Origin of the sequence: Rhodopseudomonas sp., assembly GCF_048594845.1 — a bacterium.
Taxonomy (GTDB): domain Bacteria; phylum Pseudomonadota; class Alphaproteobacteria; order Rhizobiales; family Xanthobacteraceae; genus Rhodopseudomonas.
In genome coordinates this window covers 1-15,414 of record NZ_JBMDXE010000143.1, presented here as the reverse complement: position 1 = coordinate 15,414, position 15,414 = coordinate 1, and the positions used below count along the sequence as shown (strand labels likewise).

Annotated in this window: 17 protein-coding genes; 11 read left to right on the top strand and 6 right to left on the bottom strand. The window is 65.4% G+C overall.

Annotated elements, in window-relative coordinates:
* Positions 1 to 67 precede the first annotated feature (67 nt).
* On the top strand, positions 68 to 1,156 hold the full coding sequence (locus ACOJTD_RS08625) for a COX15/CtaA family protein (RefSeq protein ID WP_420132504.1): 1,089 nt from the start codon (positions 68 to 70) through the stop codon (positions 1,154 to 1,156).
* Between the two features lie 10 nt (positions 1,157 to 1,166).
* Here ACOJTD_RS08625 and ACOJTD_RS08620 read toward each other — a convergent pair whose 3' ends face one another.
* From ACOJTD_RS08620 to ACOJTD_RS08605, 4 genes are all read right to left on the bottom strand, one after another.
* Positions 1,167 to 1,772: a TMEM175 family protein gene (locus ACOJTD_RS08620; protein ID WP_420132503.1), complete on the bottom strand. Its 606-nt coding sequence runs from the start codon at positions 1,770 to 1,772 to the stop codon at positions 1,167 to 1,169.
* 31 nt (positions 1,773 to 1,803) lie between these two features.
* Positions 1,804 to 3,084: an O-acetylhomoserine aminocarboxypropyltransferase gene (locus ACOJTD_RS08615; protein WP_420132502.1), complete on the bottom strand. Its 1,281-nt coding sequence runs from the start codon at positions 3,082 to 3,084 to the stop codon at positions 1,804 to 1,806.
* A 111-nt stretch (positions 3,085 to 3,195) separates the two neighbouring features.
* Positions 3,196 to 3,780: a CoA-binding protein gene (locus ACOJTD_RS08610; RefSeq protein WP_420132501.1), complete on the bottom strand. Its 585-nt coding sequence runs from the start codon at positions 3,778 to 3,780 to the stop codon at positions 3,196 to 3,198.
* A 150-nt stretch (positions 3,781 to 3,930) separates the two neighbouring features.
* A complete protein-coding gene (locus tag ACOJTD_RS08605; protein ID WP_420132500.1) occupies positions 3,931 to 4,758 on the bottom strand; it encodes an enoyl-CoA hydratase in 828 nt (275 codons plus the stop codon).
* Between the two features lie 89 nt (positions 4,759 to 4,847).
* Between ACOJTD_RS08605 and ACOJTD_RS08600 the strand changes: the two genes are divergently transcribed.
* From ACOJTD_RS08600 to ACOJTD_RS08580, 5 genes are all read left to right on the top strand, one after another.
* Positions 4,848 to 5,276, top strand: coding sequence for a PaaI family thioesterase (locus ACOJTD_RS08600; RefSeq protein ID WP_420132499.1), 429 nt, complete (start codon positions 4,848 to 4,850; stop codon positions 5,274 to 5,276).
* A 154-nt stretch (positions 5,277 to 5,430) separates the two neighbouring features.
* Complete coding sequence (rplM, locus tag ACOJTD_RS08595; RefSeq protein WP_420132498.1) at positions 5,431 to 5,895, top strand: 50S ribosomal protein L13; 465 nt, start codon at positions 5,431 to 5,433, stop codon at positions 5,893 to 5,895.
* A 1-nt stretch (position 5,896) separates the two neighbouring features.
* A complete protein-coding gene (gene rpsI / locus ACOJTD_RS08590; RefSeq protein WP_420132497.1) occupies positions 5,897 to 6,379 on the top strand; it encodes a 30S ribosomal protein S9 in 483 nt (160 codons plus the stop codon).
* Positions 6,380 to 6,619: 240 nt separating this feature from the next.
* A complete protein-coding gene (locus tag ACOJTD_RS08585; protein WP_420132496.1) occupies positions 6,620 to 7,855 on the top strand; it encodes a GGDEF domain-containing protein in 1,236 nt (411 codons plus the stop codon).
* Positions 7,856 to 8,035: 180 nt separating this feature from the next.
* Positions 8,036 to 8,338 (top strand): antibiotic biosynthesis monooxygenase family protein, encoded by a 303-nt coding sequence (locus tag ACOJTD_RS08580; protein WP_420132495.1) that lies wholly within the window; start codon positions 8,036 to 8,038, stop codon positions 8,336 to 8,338.
* Here the strand turns inward: ACOJTD_RS08580 and ACOJTD_RS08575 are convergent.
* On the bottom strand, positions 8,322 to 9,500 hold the full coding sequence (locus tag ACOJTD_RS08575) for an AI-2E family transporter (protein WP_420132494.1): 1,179 nt from the start codon (positions 9,498 to 9,500) through the stop codon (positions 8,322 to 8,324). The two genes, ACOJTD_RS08580 and ACOJTD_RS08575, sit on opposite strands and share 17 nt — an antisense overlap.
* A gap of 245 nt (positions 9,501 to 9,745) precedes the next feature.
* On the opposite strand from ACOJTD_RS08575, the gene ACOJTD_RS08570 reads away from it, so the two are divergent.
* Positions 9,746 to 10,693, top strand: a complete 948-nt coding sequence (locus ACOJTD_RS08570; protein ID WP_420132520.1) for a septal ring lytic transglycosylase RlpA family protein — start codon at positions 9,746 to 9,748, stop codon at positions 10,691 to 10,693.
* 95 nt (positions 10,694 to 10,788) lie between these two features.
* Here ACOJTD_RS08570 and ACOJTD_RS08565 read toward each other — a convergent pair whose 3' ends face one another.
* Entirely contained in the window at positions 10,789 to 11,742 is a 954-nt protein-coding gene (locus ACOJTD_RS08565) for an alpha/beta fold hydrolase (RefSeq protein ID WP_420132493.1), read from the bottom strand.
* 163 nt (positions 11,743 to 11,905) lie between these two features.
* Here ACOJTD_RS08565 and ACOJTD_RS08560 point away from each other — a divergent pair, with 163 nt between their 5' ends.
* The 4 genes from ACOJTD_RS08560 to ACOJTD_RS08545 all read left to right on the top strand — a co-directional run.
* A complete protein-coding gene (locus ACOJTD_RS08560; protein ID WP_420132492.1) occupies positions 11,906 to 13,159 on the top strand; it encodes a D-alanyl-D-alanine carboxypeptidase family protein in 1,254 nt (417 codons plus the stop codon).
* 2 nt (positions 13,160 to 13,161) lie between these two features.
* Positions 13,162 to 13,908, top strand: a complete 747-nt coding sequence (tmk, locus tag ACOJTD_RS08555; protein ID WP_420132491.1) for a dTMP kinase — start codon at positions 13,162 to 13,164, stop codon at positions 13,906 to 13,908.
* Positions 13,905 to 14,945: a DNA polymerase III subunit delta' gene (locus ACOJTD_RS08550; protein WP_420132490.1), complete on the top strand. Its 1,041-nt coding sequence runs from the start codon at positions 13,905 to 13,907 to the stop codon at positions 14,943 to 14,945. The genes tmk and ACOJTD_RS08550 overlap by 4 nt, the downstream gene beginning before the upstream one ends.
* An 81-nt stretch (positions 14,946 to 15,026) precedes the next feature.
* The coding region (locus tag ACOJTD_RS08545; RefSeq protein ID WP_420132489.1) for a class I tRNA ligase family protein at positions 15,027 to 15,414 on the top strand (388 nt) is incomplete at its 3' end.

Sequence of the window (15,414 nt, the reverse complement as noted above, 5' to 3'; positions counted from 1 at the left end):
CGCGGCGCTTTGCGCGCAGGGGCGGGCGGACTATAAGGGGCGCCAAAATCCGTTCAAGGTATGCTTTATGACCGCAGCAGCGGCACTTCGCCCGTCCCGAATTCGCGCCGTCCGGATCTGGCTGACGCTGGTGGCGGCGCTGATCGCCCTGATGGTGCTGGTCGGCGGCGCGACGCGGCTGACCGAGTCCGGGCTGTCGCTCGTGGCGTGGAAGCCGATTACCGGCACGCTGCCGCCGCTCCCCGCTGCCCCGTGGACCGTTGCATGCGCCGGCGACACGCAGATCCCACAATATCGCGAACTCAACGCCGGCATGACGCTGCATGAGTTCAAGACGATCTTCTGGTGGGAGTGGAGCCACCGGCTGCTCGGCCGCGTGATCGGCATTGCCTATCTGCTGCCGTTCCTGTGGTTTCTGTGGCGCGGTGCGATCGGCCCAGAGTGGAAACGGGCGCTGTGGGGCATCTTCGCCCTCGGGGCGCTGCACGGCGCCGTCGGCTGGTGGATGGTCGCCTCGGGCCTGTCGCAGCGGACCGAAGTTTCACAGGTACGGCTCGCGATCCATCTGACACTGGCGCTGATCATCTACGCCTCGATCGTGTGGACGCTACGCCGGCTGTCGGACCGGCCGCCGGTGCTGGCGGCGGCGCGGCTGAAAATCACCGCGATCGCGCTGCTGGTGATGACCCTGATTCAGCTGTTTCTCGGTGCACTGGTCGCAGGCCTGCGCGCGGGCCGCGTCTTCAACACCTGGCCGACAATCGACGGCGGACTGATCCCGTCGATGGATCGATTGTGGTTCGAAACGCCTTGGTGGAAGAACCTGTATGAGAACCATCTCACCGTGCAGTTCGATCACCGCATGATGGCCTATGCGCTGTGGGCGCTGGCCGCCTGGCACGCGATCGATGCGCTGCGGTCGCGCGCCGGACGCGCCGCGACAGGCGCGGTGTGGCTGTTCGGCGCGTTGTCGCTGCAGGCGCTGCTGGGCATTCTCACGTTGCTGCATGAAGTCCCGATTGGCCTTGCGCTCGGGCATCAGGCGATCGGCATTGTCGTGCTGACGCTGGCTGTGCTGCAGGTCGAGCGGCTCACGGCCCCGCAGCGGCATGCCGCACCGAGCGTAGCTGCGGTCGCCATCGGGCAGCCGGGCTGATTTCGAGAAGTCAGGCTCGGCCCGAGTTTGGCTTGCGCTGGCTCAGCCGCTCCGCATAGGCACTCACGACCGGCGACAGAAACGCCAGCGGCCAGATGTATTTGGGTGCGTGGGGATCGACCAGTGAGGCCACCGAGGCTGCGACGAGCAGTCCGGCGGAGAACACCGGCGTCGTCAGCGTGATCCAGTCCTTTTTACGCGCGATCGGAATCGCCCACAGCACCGCATTGAGCGTGCCGATCATCGCCAGGTTGGCGCCGTACAGCACCGTGACGTTCGGCGAGTCGTAGTTGTTGCCGTACAGGCCGCAGGTCACCGGCAACAGGATGATCGACAGCAGAAAGAACAGGTTGAGCACGACCTCCGAGCGGTTGCCGTGCGACGCGTAGGCGAGCCGGCGCTGGTGGCTGTACCAGAACATCCCGGCGACGATGAAGCTGAGCAGCAGCGTCGAGATATAGGCACCGTAGATGTGCCAGATCTCGCGCCATTGCGGATCGGCGCCGGTGAACTTCTCACGCGGCGCCTGATAGGCGAGGAGGGTCATCGCCACACCGAACACGGTGTTGCTCAGCGCCTCCAGCCGCCGCGTTTCGAGATGACCGACCTCGCTCATCTCCGTCTCCGCTGCTCTGCGTCGCTGCGCCTCAGCCGCCGAGCGCCTCGTCGAGATCGGCGATCAGGTCTTCCTTGTCCTCGATGCCGATCGAGACGCGCACCATGTCGGGCGCGGCGCCGGCGGCCGTCTTCTGCGCGTCGTCGAGCTGGCTGTGCGTGGTGGAGGCCGGATGGATGATCAGCGAGCGGGTGTCGCCGACATTGGCCAGATGCGAGAACAGCTTGAGATTAGAGACGAGATCGATGCCGGCCTGATAGCCGCCCTTGAGGCTGAAAGTGAACACCGCCCCGGCGCCTTTCGGCGCGTATTTGCGGGCCAGCGCGTTGTACTTGCTCGAGGCCAAGCCCGAGTAGTTCACCGCCGACACCGCCTTGTGGGTCGACAGGAATTCGGCGATCGCCTTGGCGTTCTCGCAATGCTTCTGCATCCGCAGCGGCAGCGTCTCGATGCCGGTCATCAGCATGAAGGCGTTGAACGGCGACAGCGCCGGGCCGAGGTCGCGCAGGCCGAGCACGCGGCAGGCGATCGCGAAGGCGAAATTGCCGAACGTCTCCTGGATCTTCAGGCCGTGATACTCGGGGCGCGGCTCGCTGAGCATCGGATACTTGCCGTCCTTCGACCAGTCGAAGGTGCCGGCATCGACGATAATGCCGCCGAGCGAGTTGCCGTGGCCACCGAGAAACTTGGTCAGCGAGTGCACGACGATATCGGCGCCGTGGTCGATCGGGCGGATCAAATAGGGCGTCGCCAGCGTGTTGTCGACGATCAGCGGCACGTGGGCGTTGCGGGCCACTTCCGCGATCGCCTCGATGTCGGTGATGCTGCCGGCCGGATTGGCGATCGACTCGATGAAGATCGCCTTGGTCTTCGGCGAGACCGTGCGCTGGAAGCTCGGCAGATCGTCTGGGTCTGCCCACACGACGTTCCATCCGAAGCTCTTGAAGGCGTGGGTGAACTGATTGATCGAGCCGCCGTACAGCTTGCGCGCCGCGATGAATTCATCGCCGGGCTGCAGCAGTTGCTGCAGAGCGACGAGCTGCGCGGCATGGCCCGACGCGGTCGCCAGTGCGGCGGTGCCGCCCTCGAGCGCGGCAACGCGTTCTTCAAGCACCGAGGTCGTCGGGTTGGTAATGCGGGTATAGATGTTGCCGAACGCCTGCAGCCCGAACAGCGACGCGGCGTGGTCGGCGTCGTTGAAGACGAAGGACGTGGTCTGGTAGATCGGCGTCGCACGCGCCCCTGTGGTGGGATCCGGCTGCGCGCCTGCGTGAATCGCGAGCGTGGCAAATCCCGGGGTGCGTTCGGTCATGGTCGATCCCTCCGTTGATTGGGCTGAATGGTTTGTCGCTATCTGAGCGCAACCCGGCGGAAGGTCAAGCAAGCTCGAAGGAGAACGAACGGCGCGGCAAGGCGCTGGTGATCAGGTGCTCTCGCCGCGGTTGCGAACGGCCCGGTCGGAGGCCACCGTATCGGCGCCGGCGAGGCTGGTGCGATCGAGCGAGAGGCGCATGCCCTTGACCGGCGCGGGTGCGCGCTTCGAGCTCAGCGTGCGCGAATTGACGCCCATCCACGAGATTTCCGACGACAGCCGGCCGTATTCGATCTTCGGGCAGCGATTCATCACCACCTTCAAGCCGGCGGCTTCGGCGAGCGCCGCGGCCTCGTCGTTACGGACGCCGAGCTGCATCCAGATCACTTTCGGCTGCGGCGACATCGCCAGCGCTTCCTCGACGATCGGCATCACATGCGCGGAGGCGCGGAAGATGTCGACCATGTCGACCGGGCGGTCGATGTCGCGCAAGCTGGAGACGAACGGCTTGCCGAGCAGGCTCTTGCCGACCTGTCCGGGGTTGATCGGAATCATGTCGTAGCCGCGCTCGGCAAGATATTTGAAGGCGAAGTAACTCGGCCGCACATTCTGCGGCGACGCCCCGACCATCGCGATCGTCTTCACGCCGTTGAGGATCTGGCGGATGTAATTGTCGGGGTAGGTGTCGTGGTTCATTTTCAATCAGCCGTCATTGCGAGGAGTAATCGGATCGCCACTTCGCGGGCGTCCCGGCACGGGCTCCGCGACGAAGCAATCCAGCTTCCGGTGCGTGGCCCTCGATTGCTTCGCTTCGCTCGCAACGACGGGGCAAGATGAGGGCGCTGGTCAGCGATCCTTCCACTCCGGCTCGCGCTTCTCCAGGAATGCGCAGATGCCTTCTTCGGCGTCCTGCGCCATCATGTTCTCGGTCATCACCTGCGCGGCGTAGTGATAGGCGTCGGCAAGGTTGAGTTCGGACTGCTTGTAGAACGCTTCCTTGCCGATCTTGATGGTGTGCGACGACTTGCGGGCGATGGTCTGCGCCAGCGCGATCGCCGCGTCGCGCTCGGTGCCGTGCGGCACCACGCTGTTGATCAGGCCGATCGCGCGCGCTTCCGCAGCCGGGACAGGCTCACCGGTCAGCAGCATGTGCATCGCCTGCTTGCGCGGGACGTTGCGCGACAGCGCCACCATCGGCGTCGAGCAGAACAGTCCGATATCGACGCCCGGCGTCGCGAAGCTGGCGCGCTCCGATGCGACCGCGAGATCGCAGCTCGCGACCAGCTGACAACCGGCTGCGGTGGCGATTCCTTGCACCGCGGCGATCACCGGCTTCGGCAGCAGCACGATGGCCTGCATCATCGCGCTGCACGCCGTCATGGTCCGGCTGAAGCTGGCGCGGCCGCGGTCGGCATCGTTGCGATGGGCGGTGAGTTCTTTCAGATCATGGCCGGCGCAGAACGCCGGACCGTTGGCGGCGATCACAACAGCGCGGACGCCGTCGTCGCGCGCGATCAGATCCAGCGCGGCCTGCAGATCGGCGATCAGTTCGAGCGACAGGCTGTTGCGCGCGGCAGGGCGGTTGAGCGTCAGCACTGCGACACCACCGTCGATCGTTTCGCGCAGCAGGATCGGCGACGGAGTGGTCGTCGCGATGACGGGCAAGGCTGTCATGAAATCATCCGAACGGGAATCCAGCGCTGGGAACGAGCGTCACCTTATTGTAACAAACCCGTCGAAGCGAGTGCAGGGGCGGGAACGACATGACACATGCGAGAATGAGCGTAGCCGAACTCGAGACCTTTTTGAATCGCGAGTTCCCGCAGGCATTCAGCCATGGCGACATTTCAATCGAATCCGCCGACGGTCGCACGTCTCTGTTACGGCAGCGCTACAGCGACCGCATGCTGCGCCCGGGCGGAACGGTGTCAGGGCCGACCCTGATGGCGCTTGCCGACTTCGCCATGTACGTCGTGCTGCTGTCGGCCATCGGCCCTATCGCGCTCGCCGTTACCACCAATCTCAACATCAATTTTCTCCGCAAGGGCCAGCCGGGGCAGGACGTGGTTGCGGTGGCCCGGCTGCTCAAGCTCGGCAAGCGGCTGGCGGTCGGCGAGGTCTCGCTGCTGTCGGGGACGTCGCCGGACCCGATTGCCCATGTCACGTCGACCTATTCCATTCCAATGACTTGATCTTTTGGAAGGTATTATCGCACCATATTTGCAACCATTTGAAATTGCTGGGATATTCTGAAGGAATGGGGATTGACGGCCGCGCGGGGGTTATCTACAAGCGCGCCAAGTCCGGCGCATTGCGCCGATTTCCCCCTGCCATGGATCAATTCTCATGAAGACGTTTTCGGCCAAGCCCGCCGAAGTCACGAAGAAGTGGGTCATTATCGACGCCACTGGTCTCGTGGTCGGCCGGCTCGCCACGCTGGTCGCGATGCGGCTGCGCGGCAAGCACCTCCCGACCTATACGCCGCATGTCGATTGCGGCGACAACGTCATTATCATCAACGCCGCCAAAGTGGTGCTGACCGGTCGCAAGCGCGACAACAAGGTCTACTACCACCACACCGGCTTCATCGGCGGCATCAAGGAGCGCACTGCGAAGTCGATCCTCGAAGGTCGTTTCCCGGAGCGCGTCGTCGAGAAGGCGATCGAGCGCATGATCCCGCGCGGCCCGCTTGGCCGTGTCCAGATGGGCAATCTGCGCGTCTATCCGGGCGCCGAGCACCCGCACGAAGCTCAGCAGCCGGAGAAGGTCGATATCGCGGCGCTGAACCGCAAGAACACGAGGGCTGCATAAGATGTCCGACACCATTCAGTCTCTCGACCAGCTCGGCGCGCTGAAGACCGCGGTCGCCGGCACGGACTCGCCGACCTACACCAAGAAGGTCGACAAGCAGGGCCGCGCCTACGCCACCGGCAAGCGCAAGGACGCGGTCGCCCGCGTCTGGATCAAGCCGGGCGCCGGCAAGGTCACCGTCAATTCGCGTGAGGTCGAGGTGTATTTCGCTCGTCCGGTGCTGCGCATGATGATCCAGCAGCCGCTGGTCGCCGCGGCCCGTGCCGGCCAGTACGACGTGATCTGCACCGTCGCCGGCGGCGGTCTGTCCGGCCAGGCCGGTGCGGTTCGTCACGGCATCTCGAAGGCGCTCACCAATTTCGAGCCGGAGCTGCGCGGCGTGCTGAAGAAGGGTGGCTTCCTGACCCGCGACAGCCGCGTCGTCGAGCGTAAGAAGTACGGCAAGGCCAAGGCCCGCCGCTCCTTCCAGTTCTCGAAGCGCTGATCTTTCACTCCATTCCGTTACGCAAAGGGCGCCCTCTGGGCGCCCTTTTTGTTTGCACACCAGCGGCCAGCGGTCGGTGCTGCCCGGTTACATTGCATTTTTGGAAACTTCGCCGCCAAAGCGAGACATTGCGAACACTCGATTTCAACGCGGTGCAGCGACATTGCGAAAGATACGGGGCACTTCCAAACCTCCCTCGCGTTGCAGCTTGCTCTCTCGACTCGCCTGGAAATTCGCATCATGTCGCTTGATTTCTCGACGTTATTCCTGGTTGCGACGCTGATCTGCACGCTGCTTGGAGGAATGCTGCTCTACTTCGGTCGCCATGAGAAAATCAGGGCGCTGAACTGGTGGGGGTGCGCCTATCTGCTGGGAGCCGCCGCCGTGGCGCAATGGCAGCTTCTCAGCCTTTACGTTCCAGAGATCGTGGTGCTGTCGCTTGCCAGTGCCGGCTTCATTGCCTGCGGCATGGTATGGAACGCCGCCCGGGTCTTCCACGGGCTGAAACCGAATTGGCCGGGCCTCGTGCTCGGTGCGATGGCCTGGGTCACGGCGGTTGTCAGCCTGCCGGAAGAGCTGTCGTCGCTGCGTGTCGCGATCGGAGCCGGCATCGTCGCCGTCTATGCAGCCCTGACGGCGAACCAGCTGTTCGCCGAGCGGCGGAAGACCATGAAACGGCAATGGCCGGCGATGCTGGTGCCGCTGCTGCACGGCGCCGTCCTGATGTTGCCGATCGTGCTGGCCGAACTGCTGCCGACGCAAGGTGCCGGTACGGCCAATAACATCTGGGTGCTGATCTTTGCGATCGAATTGGTGCTGTACGCGGTCGGCACCGTGTTCGTGATCTTCATGCTGGTGTCGGAGCGGACCGTCCGGGCGCACAAGAATGCCGCGGCGCTCGATCCGTTGACCGGGATGTTCAACCGCCGCGGCTTCTCGGAAGCCACCGCTCGGATGATCGAGCGTGAGGCCGAGGCGGGGCGCCCCGTCACGGTGATGATCTTCGATCTCGATCACTTCAAGTCGATCAACGATCGCTTCGGTCATCCGGCGGGCGACGAGGTGATCAAGCTGTTCGCCACCATCGTGTCCGGGTCGCTTCGGATGTCCGATCTGTGCGGCCGCATCGGCGGCGAGGAATTCGCCGCGCTGCTGCCGTGCACGATCGAGGAGGCGATGACCGCCGCCGAGCGTGTGCGCGAGGCGTTCGCAGGCTGCGGCCTCGAAGTCGATGGCACGCCGATTGCCACCACGGTCAGTATCGGCGTCGCCGGCGGGCCGGCGAATGTCGAGCTCGATGTCCTGCTCGCGGCCGCCGACACGGCGTTGTACCAGGCCAAGCGCGGCGGACGTAACCGCGTGGTGGCAACGGTCGAGGAGCCGCTGTCGCTGGAGCAGGGCCGTCGCCGCGCTGCGCAACGTCATGAGCCGCGCCAACAGGTGATCGTCCGTAACGCGATGAGCATCGGCGCTTGAGGTTGGCGTTCATCCCTGCCAGTGCGGGGAACGCAGCGGCGAAGCGATCCACCGCTATGCCCGTGGCGTGGATTGCTTCGCCGCGCTGACCATCAGGCAAGCCAAGTCCGAACACGCCAGCTTCAATTGCCGCCCGCCTTGCGATAAGGCTCATGCCCACACCGACCGCAAGGAGCGCGCATGATCACCGAAATTGCACAGATCGACGTCAAGCCCGGCAGCGAGGCCGACTTCGAAGCCGCCGTCGCCAAGGCTGGCGCCGCGTTCGGACGCTCCAAGGGCTTCCACGGCTTCGAGCTGCATCGCTCGATAGAGAAGCCGCAGCGCTACCGGCTAATGGTGAAGTGGGAGACGCTGGAGAACCACACCGTGGACTTCCGCGGCTCGGAGAACTTCAGCGAATGGCGCGGCCTCGTCAGCGCCTTCTTCGCGTCGCCCCCGGACGTCGAGCACACCAATACGGTCGTCACGATTCCGGGCTAGGCGCCAGCACGATCGTCGGCGCGGCCGTCACCACTTCGGGCCCTGGGCCTTCGGCACGGAGGTGATTGATCACCACCTTGCCGATCGCCATCAGCGGCAGCGCCATCGCCAGGCCCCACAGGCCGAACACGATGCCGAGCAGGATCTGCATCGCGAACAGAGTCGCCGGCGGAATGTCGATCGCCTGACGCTGGATCAGCGGCGTGAGGATGTAGCTTTCGAGCGCATGGACGCCGAGAAACAGCAGGAAGGCGCTGAGCACGGCCACCCAGCCCGACGCGATTGCGGCCAGCACGATGATCAGCCCGCCAAGAATGGCGCCCACCGTCGGAATGAATGCGAGCAGGCCGGCCTGAATACCCAGGATGAAGGCGCCGGGAATGCCGATCAGCGACAGGCCCGTGGCTGTCACGGCGAACACCACCGTCATGGTGATGAGCTGCGCCAGCAGCCAGCGCTTCAGCATGTCGCCGGTGTCCTTCACGATGGCGCTGGCCTGCGGCCGATAGCGCAGCGGCGCGACACGTTCGAGACCGCGGCGATACACGTCCGGCTGCGCCGCAAAGGCGAGGCCGAGAAACAGCACGATGAAGAAATTGCCGACGGCGCCGATGGTGCCGAGGATCAGCTTCAGCGTCTGACTGACGATCGCGCCGCCGCCCGAGGCGATCTCGCCGGCGCTCGGCAGGTTGCGCGGCTGCGGCGTCGGTTGTGGTTCGGTCGCGGCGCTACCTGCATTGGCCGTATTTGCGGCGTTGGTCGCGACGTTCAGCTCCATGAAGCTGGTGTCGACACCCTGGTGCTCGAGGAAGGTCTTCACGTTGACGATCTGAGTCTTGATCGTGCCGGACAGAGCCGTGGCCTGCTGGGCGATCGTGCTGCCGCCCAGCGCGGCGATGCCGACGAACATCGCCGCCAGCAGGAAGCACACCAGCGCCAGTCGCGCGCTGTGGGGCCCGCCGACCACTTTGCCGAGAAGCTCGGTCAGCGCGTTGAGGAATACGCCGAACAGGATGCCGGCGAATATCAGGAACAGGGTGCCGGCGAAATGCCAGGAGGTGTAGAGCAGGGCGCCGAACGCGACGGTGCTGATGCCGCCGATGGCGATCGCCCAGGCGAGGTCGTTGCGGGCCTGAATGCGATCGAGAGCAGGGATGGTCACGGACGATTCCTCTGATGAGGCGCTGAGCATTCCGTCAAATCGCCGGGGACGCAAGCGTACGCCTGTGCAAGCAGCTCGGTGTGCAGCACGAGGAGTCCGTTAACCATGTGGCGGACCACCCCATTTTCGCCTTGATCGCTCTGCGATATGTTCACCAGTCGATGCTGTTGTGGGCCGGCATCGACGTCGTGGCTCGGGCAAGTCCGAAATGGGCGGCTGAGCACGGTAATGGTATTTGGGGATCTATGGGGATTCGCGAGCGAGATTCGTTTGGCCGGGCCGCGCGCGTGGTCGCCGCCGCCGGGGCGTGCTTGGCTCTCGCCAACTGCGCGCAGAACGGCGCCTTCAGCCGCGTCGATCCGAAATACGGGGTGTCGTCGAGCCCGCGCGTGGTCGGCCCGGGTGAGCCCGTGCCGAAAGGCGGCGGGACTTATCGCGTCGGCAAGCCGTATGTGGTCGGTGGACGAACCTACGTTCCCCAGGAAGACGCCAATTATCGCGCCGAGGGTTTGGCGTCGTGGTATGGCGACGATTTCCACGGCCGGCTGACGGCCAATGGCGAAGTCTTCGACATGGCGTCGCTGTCCGCGGCGCATCCGACGCTGCCGATCCCGTCCTACGCACGTGTGACCAATCTGAGCAATGGTCGCTCGTTGATCGTGCGTATCAACGACCGCGGTCCCTATCACGGCAACCGGCTCATCGACGTTTCGAACAAAGCCGCCGAACTCCTTGAATTCAAACACAGAGGCACCGCGCGCGTCCGCGTCGAATATGTCGGCCGTGCGCCTCTTGAAGGGTCCGACGACCGCCAGCTGATGGCGACGCTGCGCACCAACGAGCCGGCCCCGGCTCCCTCTGCGGTTAGAATCGCTTCCGCGCGGCCGTTCGTGCCCGACATGCAGGGTGGTGGAGTTGCGAGCCGCGCTATTCGTGGCGATGTTCCGGTGCCCGAAGGTCGGCCTTACTCGCTCGGCAACACCTCCGCCGATATGGCGTCGGTCAGCGCCACCTCGGAAATCTCCGCCTCCCGCAGCAGTCGTAGTAACGGCCGGACACTGGCCCACAACACCCGCATGGTGTCCTACGACCAGGATGGCAACTACGCATCGGCCGAACCGCGCCAGAGCGCGGCGCCGTCACGCGGCGATGACCAGATCGGTAATTTACTGTCGGCCCGCGGGCTGTACTGAGCCGCTCCGTTTAGTTTCGGCTTGTTTGGAGACCGCAGGACGCGGCGGTCCCGTTCCGGAGGTCGCCCGTCGTGGCTGCCGCCGATCGCAGAGTTCTAGGCGGGAGATTGCTCGCGTAGAAATTCGATGAGCGCCGCGTTGACCTCGGCCGGCTTCTCTTGCTGAATCCAGTGGCCGGCCCCCTCGATGATCAGCTTGCGCCTGAGATTGGGCAGCACCTTTTCCATCGCCGCAACGTGCTTGCCATGCATCTTGTCGGAAATCACCGGGTCATTGGCACCGGCGATGAATAGCGCGGGCTGTCGGATCTGGGCGCCTTGCCATGGCGCGGTTAGATCCCAATTACGGTCGATGTTGCGGTACCAGTTCAGTCCGCCTCGGAAGCCGCTCTGCTTGTACTGCTCGACGAAGAAGGCGAGTTCGGCTTCAGTGAGCCAAGGGGGCAGGGGCAGCGTTGCCGCAGACTTTCCGATAAAGCCGCGGCCTTCCGGCACGAACAGCGAGCGGGTCGGGTCGGCGAACCCGCCACACAGCATGCCGCGCATCGTGGCCGCGACGTCGCGTTCGAACTCCGTCTCGGCAATGCCCGGCTTCTGGAAATACTGCCAATAGAAATTGGAGATGCCCGAGGCCTGCAGCAGGTCGAGCGGGCGCCCTTTGCCCCTCCATGGCGGCGGGACGCTCAAGCCGGCGACGGCGGTGAACAGATCGGGGCGGAACAGCGCCGTGTGCCAGGCAACGGGCGCGCCCCAGTCATGGCCGATGATGATCGCCCGGGGCTCTTTCAGTTCGGAAACGAGTGCGACCATGTCGCCGACCAGATCGAAGATGCTGTAGGCCTCGATCGGCTGCGGCGCGCTGGAACGGCCGAAGCCGCGCATATCGGGAGCGACCACCCGGAAGCCGGCGTTCGCTATCGCGCCGATCTGGTGGCGCCAGGAATAGGACAGCTCGGGCCAACCGTGGCACAGCAGCACCAGCGGTCCTTCGCCCTGCTCACGCACGAACAATTCGATGCCGTTGACCGCGACGGTCCTCGTCGATTCCATGCCGTTCCCGCCCTGAATTGATTGGAGTTTATGTGGAAGCGCAGCGTCGCTCACGATAGGATCGATCCCGCGTCACCACAAACGAAAACGGCCCGCGACGGACTGTCCGACCGCTATGTGGAAACGCGTGCTTTGGTTCGAAGTTGCTCCCGGAACTCGCTGCATGGCTCTGCTCACGTCGCTGTCGTTTGTCCGCTCCCGCGTGTCGCCGTGGCGCACGCTGTTGGCCGGCGTGCTGGCGATGGCGATCGGGGCGGGGCCGGTGCTCGCCGCAAACCAGAGCGTGCAGGGCGCCAAGAAGGAAGAAGTCGCCGGCGGCTATGAGACCGAGGCGCCGAGCGCGATCCTGATCGACGCCGAGAGCGGCAGCGTGCTGTTCGAGAAGAACGCCGACGAACTGCGGCCGCCGTCCAGCATGATGAAGCTGATGACGGTCGAGCTGGTGTTCAATCTGCTCACCAAGGGCGAGATCAAGCTCACCGACGAATACAAGATCAGCGAATACGCCTGGCGCCGCGGCGGCGCGCCGGCCGGCAATTCGACGATGTTCGCGGAGATCCACAGCCGGGTGTCGGTGGACGATCTCCTGCATGGCGCCATCATCCAGAGCGGCAACGACAGCTGCATCGCTTTGGCGGAAGGCATCGCCGGGACCGAGCAGGCGTTCGTCGAGCGCATGACCAAGCGGGCACGCGAACTCGGGTTGACGCAATCGACCTTCGCCAACTCCAACGGCCTGCCGGACCCTGCCAACAAGATGAGCGTGCGCGAACTCGGTCGGCTGGCGCGTCATATCATCCTGACCTATCCGGACTACTACAAGCTGTTCAGCGAGAAGGAATTCACCTGGAACAAGATCCGCCAGACCAACCGCAACCCGTTGCTCAACGCGATGCCGGGCGCGGACGGGCTGAAGACCGGCTACACCAAGGACGGCGGCTACGGCCTGGTCGGCTCGGCGGTGCAGAACGGCATGCGGCTGATTGTGGTGGTCAACGGCGTCGACGACATCGATGACCGCGCCACCGAGGCCAAGAAGCTGTTGGAATGGGGCTTCCGCAATTTCGAATCGCGCGCGCTGTTCGCCTCCGACGCGACCGTCGGCTATGCCCGGGTGTTCGGCGGCGAGAAGCGCTACGTGCCGCTGACGCCGGCCGAGCCGGTGCGGGTGATGGTGCGCAAGAATGGCAGCGACAAGCTGATCGCACGCGTCGTTTACACCGGTCCGGTCGCCGCGCCAGTCGAGGCCGGACGCCGGATCGGCGTGGTGCGTGTGTGGCGCGGCCCGGCGCTGGCGGTCGAGGTGCCGCTGCAGGCGGCCGAAGCCAACCCGACCGGCTCGACCATGCGCCGCGCCATGGACGGCGCCAGCGAACTGGTGATCGGGGTGTTCCGTGCCGGCATCGCAAAGCTCTGAGAATGGTTGAACAAAACGTCAGAACTGGCTCGTTACGCGGCCGTTTCATCACCTTCGAAGGCGGTGAGGGAGCCGGCAAGTCGACCCAGATCAAGCTTCTCGCCGAGCGGCTGCAGAAGGCTGGCTTGGAGACCCTGGTGACGCGCGAGCCCGGCGGCTCGCCGGGCGCGGAGATCATCCGCCACCTGCTGCTGTCCGGTATCGGCCACTTGATCGGCGGCTCCGAGGCCGAGGCGTTGCTGTTCGCCGCCGCACGTGATGATCACGTCCGCACGCTGATCGAGCCGGCGCTGGCGCGCGGCGTCTGGGTGCTATGCGATCGCTTCTATGACTCGACCCGCGTGTATCAGGGCAAGCTCGGCGCCGTCAGCCCCGCGCTGCTCAACGCCCTGCAGGACGTCACCATCGGGGCGATGAAGCCGGACCTGACCGTGATCCTCGACGTGCCGGTCGAGATCGGGCTGAAGCGCGCCGCGGTGCGCCGCGGCAGCGCGGCGCCCGACCGGTTCGAGGGCGAGAATGCCGACTTCCATCGCAAGCTGCGTGACGCCTACCGGCAGATCGCGGTCGCTGAGCCGGAGCGCTGCGCCCTGGTGGATGCCAATGCCGAGCCGAAGCAGGTCGCCGACCGAATCTGGCTGACGGTGCAGGAGCGGCTGCTCGGCTGGCCGCAGGCCAAGCCGATGACGAAGCCCAGCACAAAGAGCGGCGCGAAGACCAAGTCCAAGGCGAAGGTGCGGCCGGCATGAGCGCACGCAAGGTTGCCACCGACATCGTCGCCCGCCCGCCGCGCGAAACCACGGCGCTATTCGGACATGCTGCCGCTGAGCAGGCGCTGCTCGATGCCTACCGCAGCGGCCGCATCGCCCATGCCTGGCTGATCGGCGGGGCGCAGGGCATCGGCAAGGCGACATTGGCCTACCGGATGGCGCGGTTCGTGCTGGCGCATCGTCACCCGCAGGCAGACGCCGTGCAGGGCGCCGCGACGCTTGCGCTCGATCCCGAGCACCCGGTGGTCCGTCTCGTCGGGGCCGAGGCGCATGGCGGGCTGCTGACGCTGGAGCGCTCGGTCAACGACAAGGGCGTGCTGCGCAACGTCATCACCGTCGACGAGTCGCGCGAGACCATCGGCTTCTTCGGCTCGACCGCCGCGGTCGAAGGCTGGCGCGTCTGCATCGTCGATACCGTCGACGATCTCAATGCGTCCTCCGCCAACGCGCTCTTGAAGGTGATCGAGGAGCCGCCGCAACGCTCGCTGTTTCTGCTGATCAGCAATTCGCCGGCGCGGGTGCTGCCGACCATCCTGTCGCGCTGTCGCAAGCTGATGCTGCGGCCGTTGTCGACCGACGACGTCATCCGCGCCGCGGTCGCCGCCACCGACCTCGAGCCGGACGATCCGAAGCTCGCCGACGCGGCGACCGCGTCCGAGGGCAGCGTGTCGCGCGCACTGACGCTGATGGGCGGCGACGCGCTGACGCTGCACCAGAAAACGACCGCGCTGCTCGACAGCCTGCCCAACGTCGATCCGCGCGCGCTGCACGCGCTGGGCGAGGCGATCGGCGGCACCGATCGGGTGACATTGCAGGCGTTCGTCGACAGCATCGACCGCTGGGTGGCCGGCCGGCTGCGCACGCCCGACCCCAACGCGGAACTGCCGCGCCTTGCACGGCTGGCGGAGGTGTGGGAAAAGATCGGCCGCGCCGCGCGCGACACCGAAGCCTACAATCTCGAGCGCAAGCCGCTGGTTTTCTCGGTGTTCGGGCAGCTCGCGGAGGCGGTGCGCTGACGCCGTATCGGCCGTGATCTGCCGGCTGATGGTCTCGCGGCCGCTCTCAAACGATCGATCTATTGAAAGGCGGCGGCGCACATGGCGCAGCGACAATCATTCTACATCACCACGGCGATTTCCTATCCGAATGGCGCGCCGCATATCGGCCACGCCTATGAGGCGATCGCGACCGACGCGCTGGCCCGGTTCCAGCGTCTCGACGGCAAGGACGTGTTCTTCCTGACCGGCACCGACGAGCACGGCCTGAAGATGATCCAGACCGCGCAGCGTGAAGGCCTGACGCCGGCCGAACTCGCCGCCCGCAATGCCGGTCGCTTCCGCGACATGGAAGCGATGCTCAACGTGGTGCCGGACGATTTCATCCGCACCACCGAAGCGCGCCACCATGCGGCGAGCCAGGCGATCTGGCGGCGCATGCAGCAGGCCGGCGACATCTATGTCGGCCGCTACGAGGGCTGGTACTCGG

Excerpts from the sequence above, each read along its gene's own strand:
- ACOJTD_RS08625 (WP_420132504.1), top strand. The coding sequence starts at position 68 with ATGACCGCAGCAGCGGCACTTCGCCCGTCCCGAATTCGCGCCGTCCGG.
- ACOJTD_RS08620 (WP_420132503.1), bottom strand. The coding sequence starts at position 1,772 with ATGAGCGAGGTCGGTCATCTCGAAACGCGGCGGCTGGAGGCGCTGAGC.
- ACOJTD_RS08615 (WP_420132502.1), bottom strand. The coding sequence starts at position 3,084 with ATGACCGAACGCACCCCGGGATTTGCCACGCTCGCGATTCACGCAGGC.
- ACOJTD_RS08610 (WP_420132501.1), bottom strand. The coding sequence starts at position 3,780 with ATGAACCACGACACCTACCCCGACAATTACATCCGCCAGATCCTCAAC.
- ACOJTD_RS08605 (WP_420132500.1), bottom strand. The coding sequence starts at position 4,758 with ATGACAGCCTTGCCCGTCATCGCGACGACCACTCCGTCGCCGATCCTG.
- ACOJTD_RS08600 (WP_420132499.1), top strand. The coding sequence starts at position 4,848 with ATGACACATGCGAGAATGAGCGTAGCCGAACTCGAGACCTTTTTGAAT.
- rplM (WP_420132498.1), top strand. The coding sequence starts at position 5,431 with ATGAAGACGTTTTCGGCCAAGCCCGCCGAAGTCACGAAGAAGTGGGTC.
- rpsI (WP_420132497.1), top strand. The coding sequence starts at position 5,897 with ATGTCCGACACCATTCAGTCTCTCGACCAGCTCGGCGCGCTGAAGACC.
- ACOJTD_RS08585 (WP_420132496.1), top strand. The coding sequence starts at position 6,620 with ATGTCGCTTGATTTCTCGACGTTATTCCTGGTTGCGACGCTGATCTGC.
- ACOJTD_RS08580 (WP_420132495.1), top strand. The coding sequence starts at position 8,036 with ATGATCACCGAAATTGCACAGATCGACGTCAAGCCCGGCAGCGAGGCC.
- ACOJTD_RS08570 (WP_420132520.1), top strand. The coding sequence starts at position 9,746 with ATGGGGATTCGCGAGCGAGATTCGTTTGGCCGGGCCGCGCGCGTGGTC.
- ACOJTD_RS08565 (WP_420132493.1), bottom strand. The coding sequence starts at position 11,742 with ATGGAATCGACGAGGACCGTCGCGGTCAACGGCATCGAATTGTTCGTG.
- ACOJTD_RS08560 (WP_420132492.1), top strand. The coding sequence starts at position 11,906 with ATGGCTCTGCTCACGTCGCTGTCGTTTGTCCGCTCCCGCGTGTCGCCG.
- tmk (WP_420132491.1), top strand. The coding sequence starts at position 13,162 with ATGGTTGAACAAAACGTCAGAACTGGCTCGTTACGCGGCCGTTTCATC.
- ACOJTD_RS08550 (WP_420132490.1), top strand. The coding sequence starts at position 13,905 with ATGAGCGCACGCAAGGTTGCCACCGACATCGTCGCCCGCCCGCCGCGC.